This window comes from Bacillus sp. LL01, assembly GCF_001037965.1.
Genome location: NZ_LFEL01000028.1, coordinates 1 through 12,213 on the forward strand (window position 1 = coordinate 1; position 12,213 = coordinate 12,213).

Sequence of the window (12,213 nt, forward strand, 5' to 3'; positions counted from 1 at the left end):
GACGATAGCAAAGAGGTCACACCCGTTCCCATGCCGAACACGGTCGTTAAGCTCTTTTGCGCCGATGGTAGTTGGGGGCTTCCCCCTGTGAGAGTAGGACGTTGCCAGGCGATAAAGCATTCCATTTATGGAATGCTTTTTTTGATACATAAAGTAGAGAAGGCGCTAAAGAGCTTACTGGTCCGAAGGAACAGCAACTTCTTTGATTACTTCGTAGGATTCGCCGTGAAAAAGCTTCTATGAGAAACCTCGTGCCTTTCCCCCTGTGAGACGAGTTCTTTCTCTTCGTGAGCCTTCGTGAAGAGCTCTGGAGCAAAGCTGGAGCAAAGCGGCATGTAGAACCATCCCCGTAGAAGAGAAAGAATGAGCCAGGACGTTGCCAGGCGATAAAGCATTCTATTTATGGAATGCTTTTTTTGATACATAAAATAGAGAGAAAGCATTCCATCAATATGGGATGCTTTATTTATACTTATAGACTATAAAATTGGTAATTACTTTGTACGATCGGGTAGCAGAGTATCTACTACTAGAGCGCCAATTCTAGAAGTAGTAAAGTCAATATACTGTGTAATGAAAGGAAGGTCATTCCCATCAAAAGTATGAATCAACTCTCCCCACCACTCTGTTTCATATCGACATATCATACTTAGATTGTATAACAGTAAATAATGAACCAGAAGCTCAGGCATACCAAGGTATCCTTCTCTAGAGCGGAAGAGATAGGGATGTCCTTGATCGTCAAAGGTAAAAGGAAAGCCAGATGAGGGGGAAGGCTTTTTAGAGTAAGGAATGGTTATCAACTGTTTCCCTTCCGTGATAGTTACTCCTTTTTTACTCCAGGGCTGCTCTTTATACTTAATATATTGCTCAAAGCGATTCACTGTCATATGATATGAATCTAAAATGGATGAATCATATTGAATGGAGTGATTGTGAAACGTTCCTTTAAATAGGAAAGATTGTTGGTTAAATTGTATAAATAATGATTCCATTTCAGGTAACTGTTGAAGTAGGTGTCGCATTTTAAATTTATCATTAGCCAAATGTTTCATGTGGAACATTTTACCGAGTGCATGTGTAAATAAACCATTCTTTTGAATTTTTACTTCATCATCTAAAAAGATAAAACCTGATTTTTTTCGTTTTCTAGTTGTAACGCCATGAGCAAGCACTTGCGAATTTTCTGGATACGTAGGATCCTTAGTTAAAATGATTGCTTTAAGAAATTGAACTAAACCATAAAAAAGTAACATTGGCTTTAAATCCATTGGAGCTTTTTTTGCTTGATCAATATAGAGATTTCCGTGTTTTAAATGATAAATAAATGAGTAGCATGTGTGGAAGCTTTTTGTTTTTGCTTGATCAATATTTATTCTCTCATATGATTTAGTAAGGTAGGACCTGGTATAGGCAGCTGAATAAAAAGGTACCAGTTTTTTTGTGGGATAAGTCATTTTCATCACTACACCTTTTTCTGTTTATTTGGAAAAGTCGCACTTTATATGGTTTCTTGACAGTAGTTTGCCCAGTTGATAAGCTACTAATAATATTTTCAACAATGATTTGTGGAATGAACAAAACGATTGTTCATTTATTTAAGAAGCTTTTGGGGAGGATGAGTGTGCTGATGTGGGAGAATAAATTTCAAAAAGAGGGTTTAACGTTTGATGATGTGTTGTTAGTTCCAGCTCGTTCAGAAATACTACCGCGTGATGTTTCAGTGAAAACGAAGTTATCTGAAAATCTGCAACTGAATATTCCTTTAATAAGTGCAGGAATGGACACAGTAACAGAGGCTGAAATGGCTATTGCTATGGCACGTGAAGGTGGCCTTGGGATTGTTCATAAAAACATGTCGATTGAAGAGCAGGCTGAACAAGTAGATCGTGTTAAGCGTTCAGAAAGTGGAGTTATTACAAATCCATTCTTTTTAACGCCTGATCGTCAAGTATTTGATGCAGAGCATTTAATGGGTAAATATCGTATCTCTGGAGTTCCGATTGTTGATGAAGAACAAAAGCTTGTAGGGATTTTAACAAACCGAGACTTGCGTTTCATTGAAGATTATTCAATCCTAATTGATGAAGTGATGACCAAAGAAGATTTAGTCACTGCTTCTGTAGGCACTACATTACAAGAAGCTGAATCCATTTTACAAAAATACAAAATTGAGAAGCTACCACTTGTAGATGACGAGGGTGTCTTAAAAGGTCTTATCACCATTAAGGATATTGAGAAAGTGATAGAATTCCCTAACTCCGCAAAAGATTCACAAGGTAGATTAGTAGTTGGTGCAGCTATTGGTGTATCTGCTGATGCTGATACTCGCATTGCTGCATTAGTTGAAGCTGGAGTTGATGCTATTGTTATTGACACAGCACACGGTCACTCTAAAGGCGTATTAGATAAAGTACGTGCTGTACGGGATCAATATCCAGACCTTACAATTATCGCTGGTAATGTAGCAACAGCAGAAGCTACACGTGACTTAATTGAAGCTGGTGCAGATGTAGTAAAAGTAGGTATTGGTCCAGGTTCTATTTGTACTACACGTATTGTTGCAGGGATTGGTGTGCCGCAAATTACGGCTGTATATGATTGTGCAACTGAAGCTAGAAAACATGGAGTACCAATAATTGCAGATGGTGGAATTAAGTATTCTGGTGATATTGTGAAGGCATTAGCTGCAGGTGGACATGCTGTTATGCTTGGAAGCTTATTAGCTGGTGTAAGTGAGAGTCCTGGAGAACGTGAGATTTATCAAGGACGTCAATTTAAAGTGTATCGCGGTATGGGTTCACTAGGTGCAATGGAGAAGGGAAGTAAAGATCGTTACTTCCAAGAAAATGCACAGAAGCTAGTGCCTGAAGGAATTGAAGGGCGCATTCCTTATAAAGGACCTTTAAATGATACGATCCATCAATTACTGGGTGGTTTGCGTGCAGGTATGGGCTATTGTGGAACTCCTACATTGGATGCACTACGTAGTGACGGGCAGTTTATTCGTATTACTGGAGCAGGATTGCGCGAGAGTCATCCTCATGACGTTCAAATTACGAAAGAAGCACCAAACTACTCGATGTAAGCTGCTCGATTTAATAAATAAAAAAGGTATAAAGACTATGATAGATAGGGCCTTCCCTATCTATTTTTTTATGGTTTCTTATGATAAAATAACGTCTATGTGAGAAATTTGTGGAGGTGCGATTGTGAAATTTTTAGGTAACAAACAATGGGTTGCGGCTTTTATGGCAATTCTATTAACTGCTAGTCTAATTGTACAACCAAATACAGTTGAGGCAGCWCTCGATTTAGAAGCAGAATCAGCTATTTTAGTGGATGCAGAGTCAGGTAAGGTTTTATATCAAAAGAATATAGATGCTATTTTACCAACGGCTAGTATGACTAAGATGATGAGTGAGTATTTAATCCTTGAAGCGATTGATGAAGGACGTATTAGTTGGGATCAACAAGTGCCAATTAGTGATTGGGTAAGAACATTATCTCATCAAACGGCATTATCAAATGTTCCACTTCGCCAAGATTTAGTAACTTATTCAGTTAGAGAATTGTATGAATCTGTCGCTATTTATTCGGCTAATGCATCAACCATTGCACTAGCGGAACTTATCGCAGGTTCAGAGACTGAATTTGTAAATCAAATGAATGAAAAAGGTGCGGAGCTTGGGTTAGAGGATTACGAATTTGTAAACTCTACCGGGTTAAACAACCGTGACCTACAAGGTAATCATCCAGATGGCACTGGTGTTGAAGCTGAGAATATKATGTCGGCTAGAGCAACAGCGAAGCTTGCATATGCACTTCTTCGTGATTATCCAGAAGTACTTGATACAGCTAGCATTCCAATGAAAGATTTCCAAGCCGGTCCTGATGAAGTCATCCCGATGGAAAATTGGAACTGGATGCTTTCATCGATCCGTCCACAACATGATTATGATGGTATCGATGGATTAAAAACAGGTTATACATCAGCTGCAGGTAATGCTTTCACAGGTACAGCAGAACGTGATGGGTTACGATTAATCTCAGTTGTTATGCGTACAGATACACGTGATGATCGTTTTAATGAAACGAGAAAGTTAATGGATTATGGATTTAACAACTTTAGCACTGTTGACCTATATGATGAAGGATATGTTGTCGAAGGTGAAGAAACGGTGCCAGTTGTTGGAGGAAAAGAGCGTGAAGTGTCAATTTCTAGCTCTGAAGCATTATCAGCTGTGGTAAGAAATGGACAAGATGATCAATATAGTGCAACATTAGTACTTGATCAAGATAAACTAAATGAAGCTGGCGAATTAGTTGCTCCTTTTGAAGCAGGGGAAGCAGTAGGATCTCTTACCCTTACATCTGAAGGTGAAGATGAGCAGTTCTTATATGCTGATCAACAAGACGGAGTAACAATGGTAACTGATACCGCTGTTGAAGAAGCTGGATGGTTCACGAAGATGATGCGTGGAATTGGTGGATTCTYCTCTGGGATTTGGAATGCAGCTGTCAATACAGTAAGTGGATGGTTTTCATAAAATGAAAAGCTAGCCATCTATAAGAAAAAACGGGGCTACTTTATAGAAAGTGGCCCGTTGTTTTTAAAAATAATAACAGAAAATTATGCGAATCTTATCTTTTTGCGGTATACTATTAGAGATTAAGAAGACTAACTAACATGAATGTTCTAGGAGGAAATACATATGAGTCAAACAGGTACTGATCGTGTAAAGCGTGGAATGGCAGAAATGCAAAAAGGTGGCGTCATTATGGACGTTATCAATGCAGAGCAAGCAAAAATTGCTGAAGAAGCAGGTGCAGTTGCAGTTATGGCACTTGAGCGTGTACCAGCTGATATTCGTGCAGCTGGCGGAGTAGCACGTATGGCAGATCCAACAATTGTAGAAGAGGTTCTTAACGCAGTTTCAATTCCAGTAATGGCTAAAGCACGTATTGGTCATATTGTAGAGGCACGCATTCTTGAATCAATGGGTGTTGACTATATTGATGAAAGTGAAGTATTAACTCCTGCGGATGAAGTGTACCACTTGTACAAGCGTGATTTTACTGTTCCTTTCGTTTGTGGGGCACGTGACTTAGGTGAGGCTGCACGTCGTATTGGTGAAGGTGCTTCTATGCTTCGTACGAAAGGTGAGCCTGGTACAGRGAACATTGTAGAAGCAGTTCGTCACATGCGTATGATGCAAGCTCAAGTGAAAAAAGTAGCTGGCATGTCTGTAGATGAATTAATGACTGAAGCAAAGAACCTAGGTGCATCTTATGACCTTCTTCTTGAAATTAAAGAAACAGGTAAGCTACCTGTTGTAAACTTTGCTGCAGGTGGAATTGCAACTCCAGCAGATGCAGCATTAATGATGCAACTTGGTGCAGATGGAGTATTCGTGGGGTCAGGTATTTTCAAGTCTGAAAATCCTGAGAAATTTGCTCGTGCGATTGTTGAAGCAACAACACACTACGAAGATTATGCTCTAATTGCTCAATTATCAAAAGGTCTTGGTACAGCAATGAAAGGGATTGAAATTTCAACTCTACAACCATCTGAGCGTATGCAAGAGCGTGGTTGGTAAGAGAGCACTAAGTTTTTGATATAGAAAGGAAACAACGTGATGGTTAAAGTAGGAGTATTGGCCTTACAAGGCGCTGTACGTGAACATGTTACTTGTCTACAAGCACCGGATGTAGAAGTGATCGTCGTTAAGAAGATTGAACAACTAAGTGAGTTAGACGGTCTTGTTTTACCTGGTGGTGAAAGCACAACAATGAGACGACTTATTGATAAATACGAATTCCTTGAGCCGCTTAAAGCCTTTGCAGCATCAGGAAAGCCCGTTTTTGGTACATGTGCAGGTCTTATTTTAATGGCAAAAGACATTGTTGGCCAAAATGAAGGTCACCTTTCTCTAATGAATATGACGGTAGAGCGTAATGCTTTTGGACGTCAACGTGAGAGCTTTGAAGCCGATCTGATGGTGACTGATGTTGGGGATGATGTGAGAGCTGTCTTCATTCGTGCTCCGCTTATTAAAGAAGTAGGCGAGAATGTAGAGATCATTTCAAAGTTCAATGATGAGATTGTTGCAGCAAGAGAAGGTCGCTTTCTAGCTTGTTCTTTCCATCCGGAATTAACTGATGACCATCGTTTTCATCAGTATTTTGTGAAGATGGTTGCACAAGCTAAGCAAGAAGGTGTAAAATCTGTATAACAGACAATGCGTTGATAGGGAATAGTATATAAGATGGTCACTTCAGAGAGCTGACGGTAGGTGCGAGTCAGTGTAGCCTTTTATAGAATCCACCCTTGAGTGAATGGTGAGGCGTGAGCTTAAATCGTTCCGGTTAGATACCCGTTATGTATCTAGAGTGGTCTATATGTTTCATATAGGCAACAAGGGTGGTATCGCGGGTGCTCTCGTCCCTTCTTCTTGAGTGGAGAATGGATGAGGGCGCTTTTTTGTTTGGATTAATGAAGGAGGAATATACATGTTAGACGTAAAACGACTTAGAAATGATTTTGCTGAAATTAAGGAAAAGTTAGCGACACGCGGCGAGGATATCTCGGGTCTTGATCGTTTTGGTGATTTAGATGAGAAGCGTCGTGCGATTATTGTAGAGGTGGAAGAATTAAAAAGCAGACGTAACCAAGTTTCACAAGAGGTAGCTCAGCTTAAACGCGAGAAAAAGGATGCAGATCACCTTATTAAAGAAACGAGAGAAGTATCTGAGCGAGTGAAGCAACTAGATGAAGAGCTACGTACAATTGAAACGGAGCTTGATGACTTACTTCTTACGATTCCCAATGTGCCACATGAGTCAACGCCAATCGGTGAAACAGAAGATGATAATTTAGAAGGTCGTAATTGGGGAGAGGTACGCTCATTTGAATTTGAACCAAAACCACATTGGGATCTAGCAACAGATCTAGGAATTCTTGATTTTGAACGTGCTTCAAAGGTCACAGGTAGTCGTTTTGTCTTTTATAAAGGTCTAGGAGCCCGTCTTGAGCGTGCATTAATGAACTTTATGATGGACCTCCATCAAGATGAGCATGGCTATGAAGAAGTGCTACCACCTTATATGGTGAACCGTACAAGCATGACAGGGACAGGGCAACTTCCGAAGTTTGAAGAAGATGCATTTAAGATTCGTGAGGAAGATTATTTCTTAATTCCAACCGCAGAGGTACCTGTTACAAACATGCATCGTGATGAGATTTTACAAGGAGAACAACTACCGATTGCTTATACAGCTTTTAGCGCTTGTTTCCGCTCAGAGGCAGGTTCAGCAGGRCGTGATACGCGTGGGTTGATCCGTCAACACCAATTCAATAAAGTAGAACTTGTGCGCTTTGTAAAGCCAGAAGACTCATACGCTGAGCTTGAGAATTTAACGGGACATGCAGAGAAGGTGCTTCAATTACTTGAACTGCCTTATCGTGTAATGAGTATGTGTACAGCAGACTTAGGGTTCACTGCAGCGAAAAAATACGATATAGAAGTATGGATTCCAAGCTATAATTCTTATCGTGAAATTTCTTCTTGCAGTAACTTTGAAGATTTCCAAGCACGTCGTGCGAATATCAAGTTCCGTCGTGACACAAAAGCCAAGGCAGAATTTGTTCATACTTTAAACGGATCAGGCCTTGCAGTCGGCCGTACAGTGGCAGCCATCCTAGAGAATTACCAACAAGCTGACGGATCAATTGAGATTCCTAAAGTGCTTCGTCCTTATATGGGTAACATTGAGAAAATTGGTTAATAGACAAAACCCCTTATAGCAACTGCTATAAGGGGTTGTTTTTATACGTAATTTGGTTTGYGTTCTCCTGAAGCAATCTCTTCCATGTAGTGACATGCAGCCTGATGACCTTCTTTCATGTAGTCAGCAGAACGTAGCTCAGGAGTGTCTGTTTTACACTTATCCGTTGCAAACGGGCAACGAGTGTGGAACCGACATCCAGTAGGAGGGTCAATTGGAGAAGGGACGTCACCTTTTAAGATAATACGTTCCTTCTTACGCTCAGGATCAGGTACCGGAATCGCTGATAATAACGCTTTTGTATATGGATGCTGAGGATTATCAAATAATGATTTTTTATCACCGATTTCAACAATACGTCCAAGGTACATAACGATTACGCGATCAGAGATGTGACGAACAACCCCAAGATCATGTGAGATGAACAAGTATGTTAACTGGAATTCGCGCTGTAGTCTTTTTAATAAGTTAATTACCTGTGCTTGAATCGATACATCAAGGGCCGATACGGCTTCATCACAAATAATAAGCTTAGGGTCTACAGATAGTGCACGCGCAATTCCGATACGTTGACGTTGTCCACCACTGAACTCATGAGGAAAGCGATCTGCTTGGTGAGCGCCGAGACCAACTGTTTCCATTAATTCTTTTATGCGATCTGCACGTTTATTACGGGGGATCACATTTTGAATTTCCATTGCTTCTTCTAAAACTTGACGAACGGTTTGACGTGGGTTAATTGAAGCGTAAGGATCTTGGAAAATTATCTGTAAATCTTTACGCTTCTTACGCATCTGTGCCTTATTAAGACCAAGGAGGTCCTCGCCGTCAAATTCCACTGTACCATCAGTAGGCTCGTCAAGACGAAGAATAGCACGACCTGTTGTCGACTTACCACAGCCTGATTCCCCTACAATACTTACTGTTTCACCTTCATAAATAGTAAATGATATACCATCTACAGCTTTAACGTTATTAACAGTACGACCAAGCAACCCACCTTTAATAGGGAAGTATTGCTTTAAGTCATTAACTTTAAGAAGTTCTTTCTTCATACACGTTCACCTCCGGGTCCCCATCCCACTCATCTGAATAGATCCAGCAACGGATTTGGTTTCCATTTTCATCTTCCTCAAGATCAGGTAAACGCTCGCGGCAGATGTCACTAGCAAATGGACAACGCGGAGCGAATCTACAGCCTTTTGGCATATCTGCAGGACTTGGTACAGATCCTTTAATAACAGACAACTCTTCTCCATCCACGTCGATATCATGACGGGGTAGAGATTTAAGAAGACCAACTGTATATGGGTGACGTGGATTTTTGAATAGTTCTTTGATGCTTGCATATTCAACCACTTTACCGCAATACATAACGGCTACGTAATCACATGTCTCAGCAACAACACCAAGGTCATGTGTAATCATAATGATGGACATACCTAAACGATCTTGAAGATCTTTCATCAATTCAAGAATTTGTGCTTGAATCGTTACATCAAGAGCAGTAGTAGGCTCATCGGCAATAAGAAGTTCAGGATTACATGCAAGAGCCATAGCAATCATGACACGCTGACGCATTCCGCCAGATAGTTCATATGGATATTGGTGTACGCGTTTTTCTGGTGAAGGAATACCAACTAACTTAAGCATCTCAATCGAACGTTCAATTGCTTTTTTCTTCCCAAGGCCCTCATGGATTTGAAATGATTCACCGATTTGTTGCCCTACTGTATAAACAGGGTTTAAAGAAGTCATTGGTTCTTGGAAAATCATTGAGATTTCATTTCCACGAATTTTACGCATTTTCGCTTCTGTTTTAGAAAGAAGATCTTCTCCCTTAAACAGAATTTCTCCACCGACCACTTTACCTGGGTTTTGGATTAAACGAAGAATCGAAAGCGAGGTAATACTTTTACCTGAACCTGATTCCCCAACAATTCCAAGTGTTTTTCCTTTTGGTACATCAAATGTAACACCATCAACAGCCTTCACTTCAGAATGCTCCATGAAAAATGATGTACGCAAGTCACGCACTTGAATAATGGATTCATTAGTAGTCAATTTTTTTCACACCCCTCATTAATAAGTGAGTCTTAATCAAGGTCAATACGCTTGTTTAAGAAGCGATAAGAAATATCTACGAGTAAGTTAACAAGAACGAACAATAATGAAATAACAAGAACAGTACCTTGAACGATAGGGAAGTCACGAGCACGAATGGCATCAATGATTAAGCGTCCCATTCCGTTAATAGCAAATACAGTCTCAGTTAGAACAGTACCACCTAGTAATACACCAAATTGTAAACCAACAACGGTTACAACTGGGATTAGTGCATTTTTAAGAGCATRTCGGWAAATAACAACGCGCTCTTTTACCCCTTTAGCACGTGCAGTACGGATATAATCTTGTCCAATTACTTCTAACATACTTGAACGAGTCATACGTGCTACGATTGCAGCACCTGCTGTACCAAGGGTTATAACTGGTAACACAGCTTGCTRCCAGGTTCCCCAACCCGAAGGTAAGAATATTCGCCATTCAATTGCGAAATACTGAATTAACATTAAACCAAGCCAGAAGTTAGGCATTGAAAGTCCAAATAGAGCAACAATCATAATCATTGTATCTAAGAATGTGTAATGTCTTGTTGCAGAAATAATTCCTGCAATTAAACCAATAAATACACTTAAAATCGTACTATAAATGGCAAGCTCAATGGTTACCCAAAACCTACCGCTAATTTCTTGAGTTACTTCACGACCACTGCGAATCGAGTTTCCTAAGTCACCTTGAATCGCATTTCCAATATAATTAAAATACTGTTTTGGAAGTGGGTCATTTAAACCTAATCGCTCACGCATTTGTTCTACTTGAGCTTCAGATGCACTTTCCCCGGCAATAATCTGTGCTGGGTCACCAGGAATGAGGTGCATCATGGAGAAAACGAGAATTGTAACACCAAAAAGAACAGGGATCGTTTGAATTAATCGTCTAACTATATAAGTAAACAATCATCTACACCTCTTTTCTAGTTTTTCATCTTCGGATCAAGTGCATCACGTAATCCGTCACCAAAAATATTAAATGCTAGTACAACAATAACAATGGCCAAACCTGGAAATAACGCAACATGAGGTGCGTCATACATATAGTTTCGTCCTGCACTCAACATAGCTCCCCATTCAGGTGTTGGAGGTTGTGCTCCCATACCTAAGAAAGAGAGACCACTTGCTGTTAAGATCGCTGTTGCCATGCGCAGTGTAGCTTGGACAATAATAGGTGATAAAATATTCGGTAAAATGTGTTTAAAAATAATACGACCATCACTCGCACCTAGAGCACGAACAGCATCGATGTATTCAAGCTTTCTTACAGATAGTACAGAACCACGTACAATCCTTGCAAATACTGGAATCGAGAATATTCCGACAGCTATGATTACATTTGTTAAGCTTCCGCCTAGTACACTTACGATTGCTAATGCAAGTAAGATACCTGGGAATGCAAGTAATACATCCATACAACGCATGATAAATGCATCAACGCGCTTTCCATAATATCCTGAAATTAATCCAAGAAATACACCGAAAACGGTTCCGATAATAACGGAGAATAGGCCAATGTATAAAGTGATTGACATACCGTGAATAATTCGACTGAAAATATCACGACCATGATGGTCTGTGCCGAACCAATGTTCAGAAGATGGTGTTGCTAGTTTGTTTACATGATTTTGTACCGATGGGTCATACGGTGCAAAAAATGGTCCGATAATCGCTACAATAACAAAAAATAAAATTAAGACTCCACCGACCATAGCAGCTTTGTTCTTACGAAGCTTTCTATAGAAGTTTTTCATACTCTGGACTCGCGGGTTCGGAGGAGGACTTTTTGTCATAGCATCATTTATCGTCTGTTCGCTCATAATAGACACCCTTTCTCAAAATGCTTTAAATTTTGACAAAATTATTACTATACTGCACCGCATTATTATATCACGTACATAATTTTTTACAATGTTAAAAATACTTTTGTAAAATAATGTAGACTATTTTTATATTCTAAAAATTAAAATAATTTTAACGGAAATGAAAACGCTTAACAAAATGACTTTCTACAATTAATGGTAAATTAAGCTGAGAATTATTAATTTTGTAAAAATTATTGTTTTATTGTGAAATTTAAGTTATAGTGATATTGAATTTCAAAAGTTCAAACAAAAAGGAACATAAGGGGGTTTTTAAAAGTGAAGATGTCTAAAAATTCACTTTCCGCTTTCTTGCTTGCGATGGTACTTGCTCTAGTACTAGCAGCATGTGCGAGTGAGCCGGACAATTCAGGCGAGCCAGCTGGAGATGCAGATGGTGAAGATACTGAAGCGGTTGAGGGTTCTGAAGGCCGCGATTTAGTAATTGCAAA

10 protein-coding genes, 1 rRNA gene and 1 other annotated feature are annotated in these 12,213 nt (G+C 39.7%); of the genes, 6 read left to right on the forward strand and 5 right to left on the reverse strand.

The window, feature by feature from the left end; translation table 11 throughout:
- Window positions 1-110: ribosomal RNA gene (gene rrf / locus AB685_RS22230) — 5S ribosomal RNA — on the forward strand; the annotation flags it as partial.
- A gap of 384 nt (window positions 111-494) precedes the next feature.
- On the opposite strand, the gene AB685_RS22235 is transcribed toward rrf, so the two are convergent.
- Window positions 495-1,463, reverse strand: a complete 969-nt coding sequence (locus tag AB685_RS22235) for a YaaC family protein (RefSeq protein WP_241773360.1) — start codon at window positions 1,461-1,463, stop codon at window positions 495-497.
- 167 nt (window positions 1,464-1,630) lie between these two features.
- On the opposite strand from AB685_RS22235, the gene guaB reads away from it, so the two are divergent.
- The 5 genes from guaB (at window position 1,631) to serS (ending at window position 7,788) form a co-directional block, all read left to right on the forward strand.
- Window positions 1,631-3,088, forward strand: coding sequence for an IMP dehydrogenase (gene guaB, locus AB685_RS22240; protein ID WP_047972770.1), 1,458 nt, complete (start codon window positions 1,631-1,633; stop codon window positions 3,086-3,088).
- Between the two features lie 124 nt (window positions 3,089-3,212).
- A complete protein-coding gene (locus AB685_RS22245; RefSeq protein WP_241773361.1) occupies window positions 3,213-4,550 on the forward strand; it encodes a D-alanyl-D-alanine carboxypeptidase family protein in 1,338 nt (445 codons plus the stop codon).
- A 165-nt stretch (window positions 4,551-4,715) separates the two neighbouring features.
- Entirely contained in the window at window positions 4,716-5,600 is an 885-nt protein-coding gene (gene pdxS, locus AB685_RS22250; protein WP_047972763.1) for a pyridoxal 5'-phosphate synthase lyase subunit PdxS, read from the forward strand.
- Window positions 5,601-5,639: 39 nt separating this feature from the next.
- Window positions 5,640-6,236 carry a pyridoxal 5'-phosphate synthase glutaminase subunit PdxT gene (pdxT, locus tag AB685_RS22255; protein ID WP_047972764.1) on the forward strand — a complete coding sequence of 199 codons (597 nt, stop codon included), beginning with the start codon at window positions 5,640-5,642 and terminating at the stop codon, window positions 6,234-6,236.
- A gap of 2 nt (window positions 6,237-6,238) precedes the next feature.
- Window positions 6,239-6,453, forward strand: a binding site (T-box leader).
- 60 nt (window positions 6,454-6,513) lie between these two features.
- A complete protein-coding gene (serS, locus tag AB685_RS22260) occupies window positions 6,514-7,788 on the forward strand; it encodes a serine--tRNA ligase (RefSeq protein ID WP_047972765.1) in 1,275 nt (424 codons plus the stop codon).
- A 41-nt stretch (window positions 7,789-7,829) separates the two neighbouring features.
- Here the strand turns inward: serS and AB685_RS22265 are convergent, their stop codons facing one another.
- The 4 genes from AB685_RS22265 to opp1C form a co-directional block, all read right to left on the reverse strand.
- The gene (locus tag AB685_RS22265; protein WP_047972766.1) at window positions 7,830-8,843 is read right to left on the reverse strand and encodes a dipeptide ABC transporter ATP-binding protein; all 1,014 of its coding nucleotides are present in this window, start codon (window positions 8,841-8,843) and stop codon (window positions 7,830-7,832) included.
- The gene (locus AB685_RS22270) at window positions 8,824-9,798 is read right to left on the reverse strand and encodes an ABC transporter ATP-binding protein (RefSeq protein WP_198530566.1); all 975 of its coding nucleotides are present in this window, start codon (window positions 9,796-9,798) and stop codon (window positions 8,824-8,826) included. The genes AB685_RS22265 and AB685_RS22270 overlap by 20 nt, the downstream gene beginning before the upstream one ends.
- Before the next feature lie 86 nt (window positions 9,799-9,884).
- The gene (locus AB685_RS22275; protein ID WP_047972768.1) at window positions 9,885-10,805 is read right to left on the reverse strand and encodes an ABC transporter permease; all 921 of its coding nucleotides are present in this window, start codon (window positions 10,803-10,805) and stop codon (window positions 9,885-9,887) included.
- 17 nt (window positions 10,806-10,822) lie between these two features.
- Entirely contained in the window at window positions 10,823-11,719 is an 897-nt protein-coding gene (gene opp1C / locus AB685_RS22280; RefSeq protein WP_047972769.1) for a nickel/cobalt ABC transporter permease, read from the reverse strand.
- Window positions 11,720-12,213: the final 494 nt, after the last annotated feature.

Bases quoted from the DNA above. Each gene is read 5' to 3' on its own strand.
- AB685_RS22235 (WP_241773360.1), bottom strand. From the start codon at position 1,463: ATGAAAATGACTTATCCCACAAAAAAACTGGTACCTTTTTATTCAGCT.
- guaB (WP_047972770.1), top strand. From the start codon at position 1,631: ATGTGGGAGAATAAATTTCAAAAAGAGGGTTTAACGTTTGATGATGTG.
- pdxT (WP_047972764.1), top strand. From the start codon at position 5,640: ATGGTTAAAGTAGGAGTATTGGCCTTACAAGGCGCTGTACGTGAACAT.
- AB685_RS22270 (WP_198530566.1), bottom strand. From the start codon at position 9,798: ATGGAGCATTCTGAAGTGAAGGCTGTTGATGGTGTTACATTTGATGTA.
- opp1C (WP_047972769.1), bottom strand. From the start codon at position 11,719: ATGAGCGAACAGACGATAAATGATGCTATGACAAAAAGTCCTCCTCCG.